This is a genomic window from Paenibacillus sp. CF095 (assembly GCF_900101225.1).
Taxonomy (GTDB): domain Bacteria; phylum Bacillota; class Bacilli; order Paenibacillales; family Paenibacillaceae; genus Paenibacillus.
Genome location: NZ_FMZN01000001.1, coordinates 1441779 through 1463470 on the forward strand (window position 1 = coordinate 1441779; position 21692 = coordinate 1463470).

The window sequence follows — 21692 nt, forward strand, 5'->3', positions numbered from 1 at the left end:
CACATGACAACATTTGATACCATCATCCGGGGGGCCCGGGTGGTGCTGAGAGATCGGGTAGAACAACTGGATATTGGCATTACTGGTGAGAAAATAACGGAACTATCCACGCGGCTGACTGCTGGTGAAGCGACTTGCATCATAGAAGCTGAGGGGCTTACAGTGATGCCGGGTGTCGTGGACATTCATGTACACTTCAATGAACCTGGACTCGCCAGTTGGGAGGGATTTCGATCGGGTTCGGCAGCTCTTGCCGCAGGGGGAATCACCACCTATGTCGATATGCCACTTAACGGCGTACCACCAACCACAAGGCCGGAAGCATGGGAGATGAAAAAGAAAGCAGCTGCAGACCAATCCTATGTTGATTATGCCTTCTGGGGAGGCTTGGTTCCCGGTAACCGTGAGGAACTTGCTCCACTGGCAGGGTTGGGTGCTGCCGGATTCAAGGCATTTATGTCCGAGCCGGGAGGCGAAGGGGAAGACATCTTTGCCAGAGCTGATGACCATACACTGTTGGACGGGATGCATGCAATTGCAAAATTAAACCGTGTGCTGGCACTTCATGCAGAAGACGAAAGCATGGTTGCCGAACTCGGTGCGAAAAGCATTACGGAGGGTAAGACGGAACCGATGGACTATGTCCGGTCGCGTCCTGTGGAAGCCGAAGTCGTCGCGGTTGCGCGGGCATTGACATACGGTGAACAGACCGGGTGTGCGCTGCATTTTGTGCATATTAGTACCCGGGAAGCCCTGGATCTAATTGCAGATGCAAAACAGCGTGGGCAGGATGTGACTTCGGAGACATGCCCTCATTATCTGACGCTGACCGATCAGGATGTTGTCCAATTGGGTGCTATAGCGAAATGCGCTCCACCTCTTCGAAGCTCTTCCGAGCAGGAGCAGTTATGGGATGCACTGACTTCGGGATTGATTGATGTTATTGCCTCAGATCATTCTCCATGTCCGCCATCCATGAAACAATCTGATAACTTCTTTGAAATCTGGGGCGGTATATCCGGAGCGCAAAGCACACTGCTGATCATGCTGGAGGACGGACATCTACAGCGTAATATCGACCTCCCGTTGCTCGGAAGAGTGCTCTCCCTGCAACCTGCCAGAAGGCTTGGTCTGGAGAGCAAAGGAGAGATTGCCGTTGGCAAGGATGCAGATCTGGTCCTGATTGATTGGGAGAAAAACACAATCCTGAACACGGAGGATCTTCTCTATACGCATCAACAGAGCCCTTATGTGGGACGTACATTTAACTGTCGCATTGCAGAAGTATTCTGTCGTGGGCAACGGGTATATAACTCGGAATCCGGGTTATCTCCCGTGACTATCGGGCAACACATTGCGGCTTACTCTTCTAGTCCCATCGAAGCGGGAACGGAGGAGACGTCATGAATGAGTCTGGAGTATACCGGTCATCCGGTACAAATAACGCACCTCTTCCTTTGCCAAATGTGGAACAGGTGGAGCTGCAAGCCATGCTTGACTGGCTGTCGACCTATGGTGCGGATGCACAGGGTGGCGTCACACGACTGTTATATGACTCGGCTTGGTGTGAAGCACAAGGTGCCCTTGCTGCCAAAATGCAGGAGAAAGGGCTGTCTCCCGAGTTCGACCAGTCCGGTAATCTGTATGGCACACTCAAGGGTGAGGGTGAGGAATCAGCGACTGGTGTTGAAGAATTACCGGTAGTGACCGGATCACATATGGATACCGTGGTGTATGGTGGCAAATATGATGGTGCTTACGGTGTGGTGGCGGGTGTTCTTGCTTTGGAGTATTTGCAGAAGCATTTTGGAGCACCAAAGCGAACACTTCAAGTGGTATCCCTATGTGAGGAAGAGGGAAGCCGATTCCCTTTTGCGTATTGGGGTTCACGCAGTATAACAGGAATGACAGCTCTGGAAGCTGTAGAGCATTTGAAGGATCAAGACGGCGTTACCTTTGCACAAGCGATCCGCGATGCGGGTTTTGGACCCGGTAGTGCATATAGACCCGCCGCGAAAAATTACGGTGCCTTTATTGAGCTTCACATTGAGCAAGGTCAGGTTCTGGAACGTCTCGGACATTCGATTGGAGTTGTATCCGACATTGTAGGTCAGAAGCGGTTCAGTATTACCGTAAGTGGAGAAGCGAATCACGCAGGAACGACACCGATGTCTTGGCGCAAAGACGCACTTGCAGGAGCAGCCGAGATGATTACTGCAGTAAGGAATATCGCATTGGAAGCAGGAGAACCGCTGGTAGCCACGGTTGGGCGAATCACAGCCGATCCGGGTGTTGGAAATGTGGTTGCAGCACGGGCGGTGTTTTCATTGGATATCCGCCATATCCGGCAGGAGAGTATTGATCGGTGCTGGCAGGATATGCTTCAGGCTTTTAGTCGAATCGCAGCCGAGCAGCAGCTCGGACTGGACTGGGAAGAACATCTGTCGGTAACGCCTATTCCTATGAATGCAGAGATGATCTCAGACATTCAGGATACCTGTGAGCAGGAGCAGTTGTCCTATTGGCTAATGCCAAGCGGCGCGGGACATGATTCGCAGATTTTTCAGCCGGCTTGTCCAACAGCCATGATATTTGTGCCGAGTCAGGACGGTATCAGTCATAATCCACTTGAATATACAGCTGAAGCAGACCTGATGCACGGTTTTCGGGTTCTGGTACGGCTACTCTATAAATACGGTTACGGGAGTTGAATGAAGATGTCCACCTATAAAGAGTTATCTCCGTCCTTGCGGACCATTATGACCCCGGGACCGGTTGAAGTTGATCCTCGTGTTCTCAGAGCATTATCCTTTCCGATCCTGGGGCAGTTTGACCCGGAGTTCACATCCTTAATGAACGAGACGATGGCGATGCTGCGTGAGTTATATATGACAGATAACGAGTGGTGTTATCCAGTCGATGGTACATCCCGTTCAGGCATTGAAGCTGTGTTGGTTAGTCTGATCCAGCCCGGTGACAAAGTTCTCGTTCCGATCTACGGACGATTTGGACATCTGCTGGTTGAGATCTCGGAACGCTGCGGTGCAGAGGTTGTCTTTTTTGAAACAGAATGGGGAACGGTATTTGATCCGGAAGAGGTGATCAAGGCAATTCATACCCATAAACCAAGTCTGGTTGCGATGGTTCACGGTGAAACTTCCACCGGACAGATGCAGCCCCTTGCCGAGATTGGCAAAGCTTGTCGTGACCTTGATATTTTACTCGTCGTGGATGCTGTAGCAACCATTGGCGGGACTCCGGTGGAGACGGATGCCTGGCATCTGGATGCGGTGATGGGTGGCACGCAGAAATGCCTGTCCGTTCCTTCAGGGATGGCACCTCTCACGTACAACAGTCGTGTGGAACAGAAACTGATGAGCCGCAAAACAGTTGAACGCGGACTCCGAGATGCAACCAGTGCGCGGGCAGAAGGCCGCACCATTGCCAGCAATTATTTTGACCTGAGCCAATTGCAGGATTACTGGAGTTCAGCACGGTTGAACCACCATACGGAGGCAACCTCCATGCTCTATGGTCTTCACGAAGGCCTGCGCATACTGCTGCAAGAAGGGTTGGAGGCCAGGTTCAAGAGACATCTGGTCAATGAACGTGCGTTGGTCGCTGGAATTCAGGGAATGGGATTGCAGTTGTATGGGGATATGTCCAGTAAACTTCCGGTGGTCACTTGTATCACGATTCCGGAGGGGATTGATGGTGAGTCGGTGCGCAGCATGTTGCTGAACGATTTCAGCATTGAGATTGCCAGTTCATTCGGCCCGTTGAAAGGGCAGATCTGGCGGATCGGTACAATGGGATTCAGTTGCCAACGCAAAAACGTACTTCATGTGCTGGGAGCGCTGGAAGCTGTTCTTCTCCGTCATCGTCACGTGTTACCAGCCGGTGAAGCGGTGCAGGCCGCATTGGATGTGTATGCAGGGAAGGAGGGCGCTGTATGTTAAACCAGATGCCAATCTCAAGGGAGGTCATGGTCACCTCTCCTCATTATCTGGCAAGTGCTGTGGGAAGCTCCATCCTCCAGCAGGGAGGGAATGCTTATGACGCTGCTGTTGCGGTCAGTGCAGCACTAGGTGTGGTATATCCGCATATGACCGGACTTGGAGGGGATGCCTTCTTCCTGATTCATGACGGAGCCAGCGGTGAGATTACCGCCTATAACGGAAGTGGTCGATCAGCCGCAGGCATTCATGCGGAGACGTTCAAAGCGATGGGCATGAGTGCGATCCCTCAGCGTGGTGTGCTTAGTGCCATCACGGTTCCGGGAATGGTGGATGCCTGGTGGGAAGTATGGTCCCGATACGGGAAGTTACCGTGGGAGCAACTGCTTGAACCTGCCGCGCAGTATGCGGAAAAAGGATGCCCTGTATCCCGGAATCTCCGCCTGTGGATGGAAAGGGATGAAGATTTCATTATGGGGCATACACCGCTGCGAGCGGTATTTGCGCCTTTGGGTAGACTTTTGCAGGAGGGCGAGCTGCTGATCCAACCTGATCTTGCTGCCTCCATTCGTCTGATTCAGACGGGAGGGCGAGATACTTTTTATACAGGAGAACTTGCGGATCGTCTGACTTCGGCTATTCGTGAGGATGGGGGCATGCTTGCACCAGCAGACTTTGCAGGGCATCGGGGCGAGTGGGTGAAACCCGTTAGCACGGAGTATCGTGGCTATGAAGTTCATCAGATGCCGCCCAACTCGCAGGGATTCTCGATGCTGATGATGTTAAATATGCTGGAGCATACGGATCTGTCCTCTGTAGCACGTACCTCACCGGAATTCTATCATCTGATGGCGGAAGTGGTGAAAAAGGCGTTTCGTGATCGTGACCGTTATCTGACGGACCCGGATTTCAGGGACATTCCGCTGGATCTTCTGTTATCCAAGAGTTACGGAGACCAATTGTGGAATGAGATTCAGTCTGCTCCACCTGTGGCACAACCGTTTTTGTCTAAAACAATAGGCCAGGACACGGCGTATGCTGCGGTTGTTGATAGCGAAGGCAATGCCGTTTCCTTCATTCAGAGCCTGTATTTTGACTTTGGTGCAGCGTATGTTCCGGGGGATACGGGGGTTATCATGCAGAACCGGGGATCTTTTTTCTCCTTAGATCCGAGAGATGCCAACGTACTGGAACCGAATAAACGCTCATTCCACACCCTCATGCCGGGCCTTGTTACACGAGATGGTAAACCATATATGCTCGTGGGAACACAGGGAGGAGAAGGCCAGCCGCAGACACAATTATCGGTGCTTACCGGAGTGCTAGATTACGGGCTGAACATTCAGGAAGCGATCAGCCTGCCGCGTTGGGTGTACGGACGTACCTGGGGCGAAGAAGGTGATACGATGCGTGTGGAGAACCGATATCATGATGACGTATGTGCAACCCTTGCCCAGTGGGGACATAACGTTGAAGCCAGAGCACCGTGGGACGGGATTATGGGACAGTCGCAAGGCATTGTCATTCGTGAGGACGGTATGATTAGCGGCGCGGCAGATCCGAGAGGCGATGGCATGGCTATTGGGTGGTAACAGCTATAAGAACACTTATAAACTCAACTAGATATTTACACGATAACAGCGGTCGGAAGGTTAGTCTGTCATCGGAGTGCAGGTGTAAATAGGTATGAGTTGAACGATATAGACAGACACAGATAGGGGAGATTGGTATGGGAACGATCCTGCTGAAGGGCGCACAGCTTGTGACGATGAATGCAGAAGAGGAAGTGTTCATTGGAGATCTGTTAATCGAGGATAACAAAATTAAGGAGATTGCAGCTCACATTGACGTTCAGGCTGACCAGGTCATTGATGCTCGCGGCAAAGTGTTGTTGCCAGGCTTTATCCAGACGCATATTCATCTGTGTCAGACCTTATTCCGTGGACGTGCGGACGATCTGGAACTGATGGATTGGCTCCGTCAACGTATCTGGCCGCTGGAAGCAGCACATGACGAGGAGTCCGTCTATTATTCTGCAATGCTTGGATTGGGCGAATTGATCTCCAGTGGAACCACGACCATTCTGGATATGGAGACGGTACATCACACGGACTCAGCGTTTCAGGCGATGGCACAGAGCGGCATCCGGGTCATCTCCGGCAAGGTGATGATGGATCATGGGGACGAGGTTCCGGAACCCCTGCGTGAGGATACAGCAACTTCGCTGCAACAGAGTGTGGATCTACTGGAGAAATGGAACGGGTTTGGCGGAGGTCGCATTCAATATGCTTTCTGCCCACGCTTCGTTGTATCTTGTACCGAAGAATTGCTGATAGAGGTGCGCGACTTATCTAATAAATATCATGTCAAAGTCCACACCCATGCCTCCGAGAATCGCGGAGAGATCGAACTGGTCGAACACGAACGCGGGATGCGTAACATTGTATACCTTGATCATATCGGTCTGGCTACCCCAAGATTGGTGCTGGCCCACTGTGTATGGCTAAGTGAGGAAGAGAAAGAGATCATTCGCAAACGTGGTGTCAAAGTCACTCACTGTCCAGGATCAAATATGAAACTTTCCTCTGGGGTAGCGGATATTCCGGATCTGCTGAATCGTCAGATCGCGGTTGGAATCGGGGCCGATGGTGCCGCGTGCAACAACAATCTGGATATGTTTCAGGAAATGCGCCTCACCGCTCTGATGCAGAAGATTCCTCATGGTCCAACGGTGATGGATGCCCGGACCGTATTGCGCATGGCTACCATGGGTGGTGCAGAGGTGCTCGGCTTGTCGAAGGAAATTGGCAGTCTCGAAGTGGGCAAAAAGGCAGATATGCTGCTGCTGGATCTGGATGATTTCCACACGTACCCTTCCTATGAAACAGATGTCTATTCCCGCGTGGTCTATTCGGCAACACGTAGCTGTGTGGACACCGTTATTATCGATGGCAGCATTGTACTCAAAAATCGCAAGATTCAGACGATTGATCGTGGCATTGTGCTGCGTGAGTCGGATAAGAGTATTGCGAGATTGATGAAGCGCATCTGATCGAAGGAAGCTTATGCGATTCCAGAAAGGATGGAGACCGATATGGAAATGCATGATCTGTGTGCAATCGTAGCCCGTGAAACGCGCTGCGTGCTCGCAACAGCGATTAAGGTAGAGGGTCATGCTTACCGTAAGCAAGGAGTCTCTATGCTGTTGACCGAGGATGGCAAAATGTATGGCAGTATCAGTCCGGGATGCCTGGAGAGTGATCTTCAGGCCCGGGTGAGCCATGTGCTGGATACAATGCAAATGGAATTTGCGGAGTACGACATGCGACCCGAGGATGATCTGTCCTGGGGTGAGACGGTTGGCTGCGGTGGACTCGTTGTTGTGCTGCTTGAACCTGTGTGTGGTGAACTCCGATCTACTTTGCAGAAAATGCATGCGTGTTTGCAATCCGGCTCTGCGATAGTGTTAACCCGAACATTTCAGGATGAGTATACGAGGGTTCGATATGACTGGAAACGGATTGAGCCAACAGATACCCGGCGCGAGCCGATCTTGCGTCCTTCGCTCGTCCCTCCTCATGATCGCGTGACGAACAATAATCCAGCTTCATTGCAGGTTGATGTCCAGCACAGCAGTGGGGATATCAAGCATGAACATACGGCATCAACACAACATTCTCCCGATATACCTCGCCTTACGCTTGTGCCTGAAGTGGCACCTGTTACGTCAAACGGATCTCATTCTTCCCATTTATCTGGTGATTCACAACATATCTCTGAGTCTGATGCTGAAATATTGACAAACGATAAGTTTTCAACGAATTCCTGGGACCTCCCGCAGCAACTTACTTCGCTGTACACACCTAAACCACGTCTGATTATCATCGGAGCCGGGAATGATGTTATTCCTGTTGCAAAACTCGCCCAATCCGCAGGATTCCGTGTTGTGATAGCCGATTGGCGAGAGTCCTTATGCACCACGGAAAGGTTCCCTGAAGCTGAACTGGTAATGGGTTTCCCGCGTGAGATTATGCCTTTGTTAAACGTGCACAAAGGAGATTATTTGATTTTGATGAGTCACAACTTTCCTCGCGAACGTGAACTGCTGGAGATGTTAGTGGACTGTGAGTATACGTATCTTGGCATCATGGGTTCCAAAACACGAACAGCCCGTCTGCTGGATGGCTTACCACCGTTGAAATATGTACATTCTCCCGTTGGTTTGAGCATCGGAGCAGACGGTCCCGAACAGATCGCCATCAGTATTGCAGCGGAATTGATCGCATGTAAACATAAGGTTTCTTCCTTGAGTTCTGAGGTGCAGAAGGGGAGCGTTGCACATGCGAATGACGGGCATAGTTCTGGCAGCAGGTAAGAGTTGTCGCCTTGGTCGGGATAAACTCTCGGTTGTCATGCCAGACGGGAGGTCACTGGCTGCATGGTCACTGGAAGCTGCGCTGAATTCGGATCTGGATCAAGTGGTCTGTGTAGTCAAACCGGAAGATTCATTGGCATGGCTGCCTGTAAAATGGGTTGATTCAGCCACGTATGCTTATCATCCCACAGCGCGACTTCGAATTGTGGCCTGTGCTGACTATGCTTGCGGTATGGCCAATTCTCTTCATTCTGGCGTATTGTCGGCCATGGAGTACAAACCGGAGGGCATTCTCATGTTACTGGGTGATCAGCCTTTGTTAAAAACGCAGGATATTAATCGGGTGACGACAGCACTGGCTACCCACAAGCTGTGTGACTATGTCGCAGCTACCGACGGTGAGGGAGGCAAGCCGCCCGTTGCTTTTCGCTCCCATATGTTCGGACCTCTGTTGTCCTTGCATGGAGATGAGGGGGCACGCAAGATTATGCGCAGCGCTAACTATTCAGGTGTACATGTACCACTGTCTGAGACTAGTTTCTGGGATGCGGATACGGAACCGGAATTGGAACGCATTTTGAATCATGTATATGAATCGGAGCAGACAGACTCATGAACAGGAGAAGATGAAAAATTATGTTTAATTTAATGACATGAACAGGTCAGCCAGGCAGTCTGGTTGGCCTGTTTGTCTTCTTTTATCATGTGATGAAAGAGAGTCTGTGTTAGCTTTCGATAGATCATGATGCATCAAGCACAAATGGAACGCAGGTTTTATACATTTATCCAAAACGATGTAAAGGTAATTGACGTTGCTGCCGAACTCTCATATGATTTGAAGAATTATCTGGATCAGACGGTTGAATTTCCTGCCCAAGGAAGAGAGAGAAAGGGGATGCAGCGATGGTCACACCGGCATACGGTTCTGGAGCATTGCCATCGGTATGGCAGCCTGAGAACCTGCAAGAACTCCAAGCGTTAAGAAGTAGACTCAAGGGAATATGTTGTTTTACGGCAGGCGGAACATTGCTGCGAACCCAGTGGGAGGGTGGCTTGGTTCAAGCGCCTGAACACATGATTAGTCTGGCTTGTATTCCTGAAATGAGTGGTATATCTAATCGTGGAAATGAGATAGTCATTGGCGCAATGACCCGATTAAAGAAATGTGCTTCACAAGCGTTGTTGCATCAACTGCCGATCTTGCAAGAAGCGGTGAATGCAATTGCTGCCCCTTCCATTCGTAATGTGGCAACCATTGGCGGAAATATTGTGTCCGGAGTAGGCGATACGCTGCCTGCTTTGCTTGTATATGATGCGAAGCTGCACTGGTTGACGGACAGCGGAATTGAGATCCGCAGTGTGTCTTCCTGGCTTCAGGGTGGACGGGATGGCAGCCGTAATCCCGGGGATGTATTAATCTCTATTCATATCCCGATGAGACCGTCCTCTCTGCTTAATGTGGACAGTGGGCATAGGCCTGCTGTACGAGAAGTTTCCTTTTACCGCAAGTTGGGTCGACGGGAGACGTTCAGTGCATCGCTGGTGACGGTTGCGTTGTATGGAGAGATTGATTCGGATAACCGCTGGACCAAGATTGCGATTGCTGCGGGCGGGGGTTCAGGCATGGCGATGCGACTTCTGGAGTCGGAACAACAGCTTCTTGGTAGTGAAGCTACTGTCATGCAAGCGGCGACTCTTGCAACTGCTGTGGCTGCCGAATTTACGACTTATGGCGATACATTTGCAACAGAACATTATCGCAAACAGACCGCAGGCAATATGCTTGGCGCTGGGCTATGGGAGGCACTTCACGAATAAATGAATGGGATCAAGCAAAGGGGGAGAGGGATCATGCTGCTGAATCGGAAACAGAGCGGGAAACGCTGGCACTTGCGGCCAGATGGGGCACCCAAAGTAACAGGGCAGCTTCAATATCTGACGGATATGACGCTACCTGACATGATTCATGGCAGAGTATTGCGAAGCGAATATCCTTATGCTCGCATATTGTCTATAGATACTTCGGAAGCTGAGGCGTTGGATGGCGTCTATGCGGTTCTGACTTCCAAAGATGTACCTGGTCTGAATCGTTTTGGCATAGCGACCCCGGATCAGCCTGTGTTCTGCGAGGATATTGTACGTTATGTTGGGGATGCCATAGCAGCAGTTGCTGCGGATTCTCCGGAACGTGCGGCACTTGCGCTGGATGCGATACGCGTAGAGTATGAGGAACTCGCTCCACTGAATAGTACAGACGCTGCCTTGGCTCCCGGAGCACCAGAGTTGCATGAGCATGGTCCAGGTAATGTGCTGCATCGCACGGAGATCAAACGTGGAGATACCGAGCAAGCTTTTGCCACTTGTGATCATATCGTGACTGAGACGTATTATACGCCTCGCCAGATGCATGCTTACATGGAGACAGAAGGTGGCCTGTTTGTCCCGGATGAAGAGGGAAGGCTGAATGTATACGCGGCAACGCAACATGGCTATAAAGACCGGATGCAGCTTGCGCGTATTATTGGCTGTCCTGAAGAAGATATTCGGGTGGTGTCTTCACCGATTGGTGGTTCATTTGGCGGAAAAGATGAACTCAACGTACAGCCCTATGGTGCATTACTGGCCTTGAGATGCTGGCGTCCTGTAAAAATGCATAATTCACGTAAAGAATCTGTACGTGCAGGATTGAAACGGCACCCAATGAAGATTGAAATGAAGACCGGTATGAGCCAGGAAGGTATCATCCAAGCGCATCGTGTCCGTATTACAGCAGATACGGGAGCGTATGCCACATTGGGTGCACCGGTGCTGAATTTCTGTACCGAGCATTGTCTAGGACCATACGCCATCCCTCATGTGGATGTGGAAGGTATATCTGTGTATACGAATAATGGATTGTCGGGTGAGTTTCGCGGATTTGGCGGGAACCAGGCGATTTTTGCCATGGAAGGCCAGATGGATCGGCTTGCAGAAATTATGAAGATGGACCCTTGGGAGTTCCGCAGACGTAATATGAGGGAAAAGAATGATCCCGGACCGTTGAATCAACGCATTCTGGTTACGGATGGACTGTCCCAAGTATGGGAGGCATTGGATCGCTCCGAACTGTGGCAAAAACATCAGAGTCCCCCGGCAGATCCTACTCTACCACCGTGGATCAAGCGCGGAGTCGGAGCGGCCATCGCCATGCACGGTGCAGGGCTGGGATACGGGATTCCGGACCCTGCGGGAGGCCGTCTGTCCCTGAATAACGAAGGCAAGATTGAGGTTGCGTTCAGCTACGAGGAATTTGGTCAGGGGCTTATTGCAACGCTGGAAATTATGTTATGTGATCTATTCCAATGCAGTACATCGGATCTCAGTATCATCATTGGAGATACGGATCGTGTGCCACACAGCGGATCAAGTACAGCTTCACGTTCAACAACGATGGCCTGGATGGCTCTTCAACGTTTGCAGACTCCATTTCGTTCCCGTGCTCTCACTGTTGCGTCTGAAATGTCGGGCATTCCGGCAGATGAACTGGTGACAGGGCCTGGTGGTATATGGCGTAAAGGCCAGCTTACTGCCGAAACTTCAGAAGTAGAATCAGAATCAGGCTTTATAGTTTCGTATGCTGAACTCGCGACGCAGGGCAAAGCCGCTGAATGGATTTTCGATACAAAGTTTGATTACCCAACTACGCCTGACAATGTGGTAGGCGGGCATTATTTGTATACGTATGCGGCGGTTGCGGCAGAGGTGGAAGTGAATACTTTGACCGGAGAAACCAAGCTGCTGGATACACGCCATGTTGTAGCGGCAGGCCCGGTGATCAACCCTATGGGCTTTATCGGACAGATTGAAGGCGGTAGTGTGATGGCGCTTGGATTCACGTTGACCGAGGATGCGGTCATGCAGGACAGCCGTTATGTAACCACTAATCTCGATACGTATCTGATCCCAACCATTCAGGATATTCATACCAATCTGGAGGTTGAAGCTATTGAAGACTTACCCGAAGGTGATGCGTTTGGACCAAGGGGGATTGGTGAGATTGGTTCCGTAGCGCTTGCGCCAGCCATTACAGCCGCAATTCATCAGGCGACAGGTGTATGGGTTAACCGTCTTCCTGTACCGAGGGAACAACTGGTCAGACCTTTAAATGTACCTTTGCAGGAAGGAGTGAGTCCATCATGAGTAAACCACTTGAGAATCACTGGACAGCCGTTGTGAATGGCGAAGAGAAACATCTGGAGATCGCGCAAACGACCCGACTTGTCGATGTGCTTCGGACTCATTTGCAACTAACGGGTACCAAAGTATCCTGCGAAGTTGGTCGCTGCGGTGCATGTATGGTTCTGATGGATGGAGAGCCCGTGAATTCCTGTCTTGTCATGGCTTATCAATGTGCAGGCAGTAACATTACGACCATTGAAGGCCTGCACGGCGAGGAGAAAGGCACTCTGCATCCGATCCAACAAGCTTTTGTGGAGGAAGGTGGCTTCCAGTGCGGCTACTGTACTCCGGGCATGGTGATCTCAACCAAGGCATTACTGGATGCACATCCTGAGCCTTCTCAAGAACAGATTGAATCGGGATTGTGCGGGAATCTGTGTCGTTGTACCGGCTACGGTGGCATTATTCGGGCGGTACGCAAGGCAGGGAACGTTGTGCGGTAAAGGAAACATCAGCCGAGGAAACCGTTTGTTGAACCGGGACGCAGGACGTGGACATAAAAACAAGGAGAATTGAAGAATCATTCATTGAAAAAGCATCCGATCCAGGAATGCTTTTTTTTGTTTTTGTAGATTTTCTGCCAAGTACATTCATCTAACGGGAGATGAAGTTTAGGCCTGAAACTGGTTAGATAATGAACCGTTTTCGAATTGTCTTCAATATTGGTGGAACGATGGAAAAATGGCGTTCAAAGTACTGGTACAAAAGAATTTCAAACATTCTCATTCACCATATATTTACAAAAATTGATGCGCATGCTATGTTTAAAATGAAAGCGCCATCATGAATGGGTTCATTGACATTTCATTATCATATTTCACTTGGGAAGGAAGATGGAATTGATGAAAAATTTGCTCAAAAAGGCAACCGCAATGATGCTGGCATTGGCCCTACTGATTGGATTAATGACAGCGCCCGTTCATGCAGACACACCATTGTTCACCATCGAAAGCGAAGATGCGCAGCTCACCCCGGATCTTCAAGTGGTTACTTCAATCTATGGGCAACCCAAGCCCGGATTCTCAGGTGCCGGATTTGTCTGGATGCAGAACTCTGGCACATTAACCTTCACAGTTACTGTCCCGGAAACCGGCATGTACGCGATCTCCACACGATATATGCAGGAGCTCAGTGCAGATGGCAGGTCACAAAATTTAATCGTGAATGGTGTTACGAAAGGGGCGTATATGCTGCCTTACACAACAACATGGTCAGACTTCGATTTTGGCTTTCACAAGCTGAATCAGGGGACCAACACGATTGAGCTAAAGGCTGGCTGGGGCTTCGCGTATTTTGATACTTTTACAGTGGATCATGCGGATCTGGACCCCTTGAATGTGCAGCCAGTTCTCACTGATCCTGAAGCTACACCGGAAACTCAAATTTTGATGAATTATTTAACGGAGGTATACGGAAACAATATTATTTCTGGTCAGCAAGAGATCTATGGAGGAGGGAATGACGGAGATTCGGAGCTTGAATTCGAATGGATTCATGATCTGACTGGAAAGTATCCGGCAATCCGTGGCTTTGATCTGATGAACTATAATCCGTTGTATGGTTGGGAGGACGGTACAACCGATCGCATGATTGATTGGGTGAATAACCGTGAAGGTATTGCAACAGCTTCCTGGCATATCAATGTGCCTCGTAATTTCAATACGTATGAGCTCGGGGACTTTGTGGATTGGAAAGAGGCTACCTACAAGCCAACAGAAACGAATTTTAATACAGCCAATGCGGTAATTCCCGGTACGAAAGAGTATCAATACGTGATGATGACCATTGAGGATCTGGCAGAACAACTGTTAATTTTGCAGGACAACAACGTGCCGGTTCTGTTCCGTCCATATCATGAAGCAGAAGGCAACGGCGGACTGAACGGGGAAGGTGCATGGTTCTGGTGGGCTTCGGCAGGCGCAGAAGTGTACAAAGAGCTATGGGATCTGCTTTATACCGAATTGACCGAGACGTATGGCTTGCATAATCTGATCTGGACATACAACAGCTACGTATACAGCACTTCTCCTGCCTGGTATCCGGGTGATGATCAGGTAGATCTGGTGGGATATGATAAATACAATACGATCTACAACCGTTATGACGGTTTGTCTGGCGTACCGAATGAGGATGCGATTACCTCGATTTTCTATAAGCTTGTTGAGTTGACAGGTGGTACGAAAATGGTAGCCATGACGGAGAACGACACGATTCCAAGCGTGAAAAATCTGACCGAGGAGAAATCAGGATGGCTGTACTTCTGCCCTTGGTATGGCGAGCATCTGATGAGTTCAGCTTTTAATTACCCGGCAACATTGAAAACGCTTTATCAAAGTGATTATGTCATTACGTTGGATGAGCTGCCAAATCTAAAGGTTAACAATCCCAACCCCAGTGCATCCATCACACCTGGAAACGTTGAATTTGACAAATACACACCCAATCAAAGCGATAAAACAGTAACCGTGAATGCAAACGGCAATACGCTAACTGCTCTCCGGGCAGGCAACAATGCATTGACCGCAACGACAGACTATACCTTGAACGGAAACACATTGCTGCTGAAAAAAGCTTATCTGGCAACCCTGCCAGTTGGTGAGCATTCGATTGTTCTAGATTTTAATCAAGGCCAGGACCCTGTGTTAAAAGTCAAAATTGTGGATTCAACACCGAGTACAAATGCTGCGATTTCACCTGTGAATGCAACATTTGATAAAGCGACGAATCCCGCGCAGGATATTACCGTATCTCTCACCTTAAACGGCCGTCAGCTTACAAGCATCACAAAGGGGAATGTTACGCTTGTAGCGGGTCAGAATTATACAGCATCCAGCTCTGCTGTTGTTCTGAATAAATCCTATCTTGCCACGCTTCCGCTGGGCCAGAACGTATTGACCTTTCACTTCAATGGAGGAAATGACGCTGTGTTAACGGTGAACGTCGTAGACAGCACGGTTATTGTGCCAGCAGGGGATTTGACGATTCAAGCTTTTAACGGCAATACAAGTGCATCGACCAACGGCGTATCACCCAAGTTTAAGTTGGTCAACTCAGGCAATTCGGCTATTCCGCTAAGTGATGTAAAAATCCGGTATTACTATACAATTGACGGGGAGGAAGCTCAGAGTTTCTGGTCCGACTGGGCCAGTATGGGTAGTGCGAATGTAACCAGCCAATTCGTTAAACTGGCGACTCCAGTTGCCGGTGCGGATCATTATCTTGAAGTGGGCTTTACAAGTGCGGCGGGATCACTGAATGCGGGCCAGAGCGCAGAGATTCAAACACGCTTTTCCAAAAACAATTGGACGAATTACACACAGACTAATGATTACTCGTTCAAGGCATCCGGTAGTCAGTTCGCAAACCATGATAAGGTTACCGGGTATGTGAACGGTCAGCTGGTATGGGGAATTGAGCCGTAAAGGCAGATAGCACGTTTAATGGGCTGGATCAGGGATTGAACCTCTGATCCAGCCTTTTTATGGTGTAGAAGGAGTACACCGATTAGACCGAATGTTCTTTTTCACTTTTAGTATGTGACGATGTATCCATGTCTGTTAATATGCGATCTATTATCCTTTTCGTATGGCCCATAATGAACTGAAGAAGCACACCTGCACAACATACGGTTATCAACGTTCCAAGCCCGATCGGTCCACTGAGCAGAAACGCCAGAATTAAAAATACAAGGTAAATGAATGTTCTCGATACAAATAAGGGAGTTCGAGTGATTTCAAGCAAGATTAATGTTAAGCGGTCAATCGGAATGGGTGCAAAATTGGTCTGTAAATAAATTGCCGTGCCGATACTTATGATCACTAAACCAATGACAAAAGTCATTAATTTGCTGTACCAAACTTCGGGTGTGATCAAGGAATCAGATACATAAAGCCAGATATCAATCCCCACACCAGTAATGAATGCGGTGATGAGCCCCAGAAACTCGGGTTTTTGCTGCTTCAAAAGCGAATTACATCCAATTAATAGGAAAGCAATGATGACCTCCCAGCTACCTACACTAAGCCCTACATGATGTGACAGCCCTACCAGAAGTGCATCAAACGGAGAGGTACCCAGTTCAGATTGGATGGTAAGGGAAATGCCAAGTGTTAAGATTAGAATACCTGCGACAAAAAGTACATATTTCAATTCATTCGACCTCTTTTTTAGAAATTATGTTGCAAATACAACAAAATTGAGCTAAATTCAATGTAACCCTTTTTTAGTACATTTGCAACAAACGATTAACTTGTTAAAGGAATGTGAATATAGATGACGATTCGTATAGAGATATGTACCATTGAACATGTATGTGAACTGCAGGAGATTAGTTATGAGACGTTTAATGAAACGTTTAAAGCGCAAAATTCACCCGAAAATATGAAAGCTTATCTGGAAAAGGCGTTTAATCGGGAGCAATTGGAAACGGAACTGTCCGTTGCGGGTTCACAATTTCTTTTTATTTATGTCAACCATAAAGTGGCAGGGTACATGAAGGTAAATATCAACAATGATGCTCAGTCTGAGAAGATGGGCGTGGAATCCCTTGAGATCGAGCGGGTGTACATCAAGAAAGAGTTCCAAAAACATGGCCTTGGTAAAGTGCTACTCCATAAAGCCATAGAGATGGCAACAGAACATCACAAAACGAATATTTGGTTAGGCGTGTGGGAGAAAAATGAAAATGCCATCGCATTTTATGAAAAGATGGGGTTTGTACAGACAGGTGCCCATGCTTTTTACATGGGAGATGAGGAACAGATTGATTTTATAATGACCAAAACGCTACTGTAACTGGATCATTGAGGGAAAAGCTTGGGAGAAACATGCTATTGAGCAGAATTCTTTCGGGCTTTTTTATGTTTTATCAGAACCGTTGAGCCATAAAATGAAGAAATTGATGAAAAATAATACATAATAAATATTATGTAAACTTATTATTTTCGATGCCCCTCATAATCTGCATCTATGGCTTTAGCAAAAGTTAAAGGCCTGATTAATACATAATTGACTGTATAAATTAGCTCAATAACCGTCAAGGGAGCAGGCTGATCTCAAGGATTATCATTGCAGTTTATTAGTTTATTTCTGCGTTTGGGCCGCCAGTCGAAAATCGTTTTCGTTTGTAGGCTATTAGATAGCGTTACGTTCTTAATAATCAGTATATAAGTTGTATATACCTCATGTTAAAAGAACTTTTTGCACATGAAACGGACGTGTTAATCCACCATGTTGAATTATTTAGTTTTAGAGCGGAAAATGGAAAATAAAATTAATATTTCAAGTAATAAATCAGGAGGATTGGACTCTTAAAACCAGCCGAAAAAAAAGCGAAATTGATCAAAATATTAATTGGATAAATAAGGTATAAATCGTTCAAAAGGCGCTACTACGCCTTTTATAGATCAATTTCATATGGATTTGCGATGGATTTAGTACCGCTTTCACGTTATGCTTTTGGAAATTGGAAAGGAAGTGGGAAAAATGGAACGCGAACTGGCGTTGGAAATTGTCAGAGTAACAGAATTGGCTGCGTTAGCTTCAGCACCCTGGATGGGAAGAGGCGACAAGAACAGTGCAGATGAAGCGGCTACTTTGGCCATGCGCGCCATGTTCGATTCCGTGTCCATTCGCGGCACGGTGGTAATCGGTGAAGGAGAAATGGATGAAGCACCCATGTTGTACATCGGCGAGGAAGTGGGCAACGCTGAGGGGCCTGAGGTTGACGTGGCTGTAGACCCGCTCGAAGGTACAGAAATCGTAGCCAAAGGACTAAACAACGCTCTATCGGTTATTGCAGTGGCGGGAAAAGGTAACCTGCTCCACGCACCGGACATGTATATGGAGAAACTGGCGGTAGGGCCTGCACTTGTAGGCAAAGTTAGCATTGAAGACCCGGTTGAAGTCACACTGGAGAAAGCCGCTGCCGCATTGAACAAAAACATCTCGGATCTCACTGTGATGATTCTGGATCGTGTACGACATGAGAGCACAATTAAGACCCTGCGCAAGGTTGGCGTGCGGATCAAGTTCCTCAGTGACGGTGATGTTGCGGGTGCGATGGCACCGGCCTTCCCCGAGGCGGGTATTGATCTCTATGTCGGATCTGGAGGAGCGCCAGAAGGTGTGCTGGCTGCCGCAGCGCTATCTTGCCTTGGGGGTGAGATTCAAGGTCGCCTGATGCCTGCCAACGCGGACGAATTCCAGCGCTGCCTGCAGATGGGGATTGATAATCCTTACAAAGTGTTAACGATGCAGGATATGATTGGCACAGAGGACGTCATTTTTGCTGCAACAGGTGTGACACCAGGTGAGATCTTGGGAGGGGTACGGTATCTTGCGGATGATCGTGCCGAGACGGATTCGATTGTCATGCGCGCCAAAACCAAAACAATTCGGTTTATTCGTTCCCAACACTTCCTTCCTAACAAAGAAGTTCTGCACAAAGTAAGACAGCTCCAATCCACGCCAGAACCCTCGGATCGCATTCCGAGTCATGTGAAAACAATGGAACAGGCTGAATTTAGTCAATCCTCCGTTGATCTTGGCGTTACAACGACGTTATGAGCTGCACTCCCCATAATTGAACAAATAGGATCAACTGAAATCGTTTTATTGAGTTTGATAAGTAACTTGAACCCCTAAGATTACAGGTGCTTGAATCATTGAAAGTACCATCTCTGGTAAGATAATAATGAGGGCTTGGATTAATCCAAACCCTCATTATTTTTTTGTGTTAAAAGCATTGACAACGGTTACACGGCATGAGAAAATGTACGCGCGTACATAAATATTGATTTTTAATTATTACATCTTTAATAGGTGAGCTAGAAAGGGGTGAAATTCATGGCATCTCGTAAAGAAGTGGCTGATCTTGCGGGTGTTTCCGAGGCGACGGTCTCCCGGGTGCTTAATGGGGTAGGTCCTATTAAAGAAGAGACACGCCGCAAGGTTCTTGAAGCTTCCGAACAGTTAGGCTATGTGCCCAGCGCTCTTGCTCGCAGTTTTGCCAGAAGTAAAAGCGGGAACCTTGGCGTAGTATTGCCTTATGTTCCGAAGGCGCATCTGTTCTCGGCGTATTTTTTCTCGGAAATGCTGAGTGGGATTGGAAGCAAAGCCAGAGACAATGGCATGGACCTGCTGGTTATGTTCCGGACACCCGGTGAAGTGATGAATTATACGGATCTGTTCCGGCGGCAGAAAGTGGACGCCTGCATTATCCTTGGTGCCCGAGATGATCATGAAGAACTGGCGGCCATGCAGCAGCTTCACCGGGAAGGACACCCGTTCTGTGTCATGAATCAGCATTTTGAGGGCCAATCGTTCACGGAAGTGGATGCGGATCATGTGGAAGGAAGCAGGCTTGCCATACGTCATCTTACTGATCAAGGGTATCGCAAAATCGCTTTTCTCAATGGTCCAGACAGCTATTCCAACAGCCAGGAGCGAATGGAAGGTGTCCGTCTTGGCCTGCAAGAAGCAGGTATGGATCTGGACCCGAGTCTGTTGCTTGAGGGGAATTATAGTAGACGAAGTGGGATTGAGGCGGCAGCGTTTGTAGCAGATCGGTTACATGAGATTGATGCTGTATTTGCGGCCAATGACCGGATGGCTATTGGGGTCATGCATGGTTTGCGTGAGCGGGGAATCCGGGTGGAGGATTTTCCGGCATTTGTGGGTTATGACGACTCCGATGCCGCTGAGATGGCGGTTCCGCCGCTGAGCAGCGTCAGGGTTCCATTTTTTGAAATGGGTGAACTTGCAGCATCGAAGCTTATGCATGGGTCTGTGGGTGACACACATAAAGCGAGTAACTCTGTTGTAGCGGTAACCGAATCAGCGAGAGCGTTGTTGCCTACCGAACTGATCATCCGTGCTTCTTCTATCCGTCAATAGTTTATTGGTACACATATTGAAAGACTTTTTATTATTCCAAAGGAGGAAATGACCATGTCAAATCGTCTTCGTGTCGGAATGGTTGGATACAAGTTTATGGGGAAGGCCCACAGTAATGCCTATCGCTGTCTGCCGATGTTTTTCCCGTCTGCTCCGCTGCAGCCTGAGATGTCTGTGATCTGCGGACGTAACGAGCAGGGAGTACAGGAGGCAGCGAATCAGTTCGGCTGGTCCGAAAGTGTGACTGATTGGCGTGAACTAGTGAAGCGGGATGATATCGATCTGATTGATATTAATGCACCAAGTGATGCCCATAAGGAAATTGCGTTGGAAGCAGCTCGTCAGGGTAAACATCTGTTTTGTGAGAAACCACTGGCCCTGTCGCTTGCGGATTCGCGTGAGATGCTTCAGGCAGCGGAGGATGCTGGAGTCGCACATATGGTCGGGTTCAATTATCGTTTCTCACCAGCGGTGCAGTTGGCCAAAGATCTGGTGGAGAGTGGACGACTGGGTAAAATCTATCATTTCCGTGCGTTTTTCCTTCAAGACTGGATCATGGACCCTTCGTTCCCGCTGGTATGGCGTTTGCAAAAAGAAGTGGCTGGCTCCGGTTCCCACGGGGATCTGGGCGCGCATTTAATCGACCTGGCTCGTTTCCTTGTTGGTGAATTCCAGGAAGTCATCGGCATGAGCGAAACATTTATCAAAGAACGACCGCTTGCAGCTGAGATGACCGGTCTGAGTGCAAAGGGCAGTTCGAATGCGGATGCACCGAAAGGAGAAGTGACTGTCGACGACGCTACGTTATTCCTGGCACGATTCGCAGGAGGTGCGCTGGGCAGCTTCGAGGCTACACGTTTTGCAGCGGGGCATCGGAGTACAAACTCGTTTGAGATTAACGGCAGTCTCGGCAGTGTACGATTTGATTTTGAACGGATGAACGAACTGGAAGTGTATTTTACAAAGGATGAAGAGGACGTACAGGGATTCCGCCGTGTACTGGCGACCGATCCGGCACATAAATATGCTGAAGCTTGGTGGCCTGCCGGACATACGATTGGATTCGAGCACACGTTCACCCATGAAATGCTGGAGCTAGTAACAGCAATCTCTGAAGGACGCCAACCATCACCGAGTTTCCACGATGGGGTCGCTTGTCAGGCTGTACTGGAAGCGGTAGAACGTTCGGTAACAGAACGGCGCTGGGTGACGCTTGAAGAGATGTGAGCAAGCAAGACAGTGACGTC

Annotated in this window: 16 protein-coding genes; 15 read left to right on the top strand and 1 reads right to left on the bottom strand. The window is 48.8% G+C overall.

Translation table 11 applies throughout. The annotated features are described in order from the left end of the window. The first annotated feature begins 3 nt into the window (after positions 1-3). The 11 genes from allB (at position 4) to BLS69_RS06460 (ending at position 15971) form a co-directional block, all read left to right on the top strand. Positions 4-1407 carry an allantoinase AllB gene (gene allB / locus BLS69_RS06410; RefSeq protein WP_091029533.1) on the top strand — a complete coding sequence of 468 codons (1404 nt, stop codon included), beginning with the start codon at positions 4-6 and terminating at the stop codon, positions 1405-1407. Further along, positions 1404-2711, top strand: coding sequence for a M20 family metallo-hydrolase (locus tag BLS69_RS06415; protein ID WP_091029535.1), 1308 nt, complete (start codon positions 1404-1406; stop codon positions 2709-2711). Before allB ends, BLS69_RS06415 begins: the two co-directional genes overlap by 4 nt. A 6-nt stretch (positions 2712-2717) precedes the next feature. Then, positions 2718-3959 carry a pyridoxal-phosphate-dependent aminotransferase family protein gene (locus BLS69_RS06420; protein ID WP_091029537.1) on the top strand — a complete coding sequence of 414 codons (1242 nt, stop codon included), beginning with the start codon at positions 2718-2720 and terminating at the stop codon, positions 3957-3959. After that, entirely contained in the window at positions 3953-5548 is a 1596-nt protein-coding gene (gene ggt, locus BLS69_RS06425; RefSeq protein ID WP_091029540.1) for a gamma-glutamyltransferase, read from the top strand. Before BLS69_RS06420 ends, ggt begins: the two co-directional genes overlap by 7 nt. Before the next feature lie 137 nt (positions 5549-5685). Then, the gene (locus tag BLS69_RS06430) at positions 5686-7008 is read left to right on the top strand and encodes a 5'-deoxyadenosine deaminase (RefSeq protein WP_091029542.1); all 1323 of its coding nucleotides are present in this window, start codon (positions 5686-5688) and stop codon (positions 7006-7008) included. A gap of 42 nt (positions 7009-7050) precedes the next feature. Further along, entirely contained in the window at positions 7051-8331 is a 1281-nt protein-coding gene (locus tag BLS69_RS32080) for an XdhC family protein (protein WP_176872616.1), read from the top strand. After that, a complete protein-coding gene (locus tag BLS69_RS06440) occupies positions 8297-8947 on the top strand; it encodes a nucleotidyltransferase family protein (protein ID WP_091029545.1) in 651 nt (216 codons plus the stop codon). The genes BLS69_RS32080 and BLS69_RS06440 overlap by 35 nt, the downstream gene beginning before the upstream one ends. Positions 8948-9234: 287 nt before the next feature. Beyond that, entirely contained in the window at positions 9235-10149 is a 915-nt protein-coding gene (locus BLS69_RS06445; RefSeq protein WP_091029548.1) for an FAD binding domain-containing protein, read from the top strand. A gap of 33 nt (positions 10150-10182) precedes the next feature. Next, positions 10183-12510 carry a xanthine dehydrogenase subunit D gene (pucD, locus tag BLS69_RS06450; protein ID WP_091029550.1) on the top strand — a complete coding sequence of 776 codons (2328 nt, stop codon included), beginning with the start codon at positions 10183-10185 and terminating at the stop codon, positions 12508-12510. Continuing rightward, positions 12507-12992: a (2Fe-2S)-binding protein gene (locus BLS69_RS06455; protein WP_091029552.1), complete on the top strand. Its 486-nt coding sequence runs from the start codon at positions 12507-12509 to the stop codon at positions 12990-12992. The genes pucD and BLS69_RS06455 overlap by 4 nt, the downstream gene beginning before the upstream one ends. Before the next feature lie 399 nt (positions 12993-13391). Further along, a complete protein-coding gene (locus BLS69_RS06460) occupies positions 13392-15971 on the top strand; it encodes a X2-like carbohydrate binding domain-containing protein (protein WP_091029554.1) in 2580 nt (859 codons plus the stop codon). An 82-nt stretch (positions 15972-16053) separates the two neighbouring features. On the opposite strand, the gene BLS69_RS06465 is transcribed toward BLS69_RS06460, so the two are convergent. Next, positions 16054-16698: a YczE/YyaS/YitT family protein gene (locus BLS69_RS06465; RefSeq protein ID WP_091029556.1), complete on the bottom strand. Its 645-nt coding sequence runs from the start codon at positions 16696-16698 to the stop codon at positions 16054-16056. 123 nt (positions 16699-16821) lie between these two features. Between BLS69_RS06465 and BLS69_RS06470 the strand changes: the two genes are divergently transcribed. The 4 genes from BLS69_RS06470 to BLS69_RS06485 all read left to right on the top strand — a co-directional run bounded on the left by BLS69_RS06470 (position 16822) and on the right by BLS69_RS06485 (position 21672). Further along, positions 16822-17343: a spermidine/spermine N(1)-acetyltransferase gene (locus BLS69_RS06470; protein ID WP_091029559.1), complete on the top strand. Its 522-nt coding sequence runs from the start codon at positions 16822-16824 to the stop codon at positions 17341-17343. A gap of 690 nt (positions 17344-18033) precedes the next feature. Further along, positions 18034-19116: a class II fructose-bisphosphatase gene (gene glpX, locus BLS69_RS06475; RefSeq protein WP_091029562.1), complete on the top strand. Its 1083-nt coding sequence runs from the start codon at positions 18034-18036 to the stop codon at positions 19114-19116. 279 nt (positions 19117-19395) lie between these two features. After that, positions 19396-20445: a LacI family DNA-binding transcriptional regulator gene (locus BLS69_RS06480; RefSeq protein ID WP_091029564.1), complete on the top strand. Its 1050-nt coding sequence runs from the start codon at positions 19396-19398 to the stop codon at positions 20443-20445. Positions 20446-20499: 54 nt separating this feature from the next. Further along, complete coding sequence (locus BLS69_RS06485) at positions 20500-21672, top strand: Gfo/Idh/MocA family protein (RefSeq protein ID WP_091029566.1); 1173 nt, start codon at positions 20500-20502, stop codon at positions 21670-21672. Positions 21673-21692 lie beyond the last annotated feature (20 nt).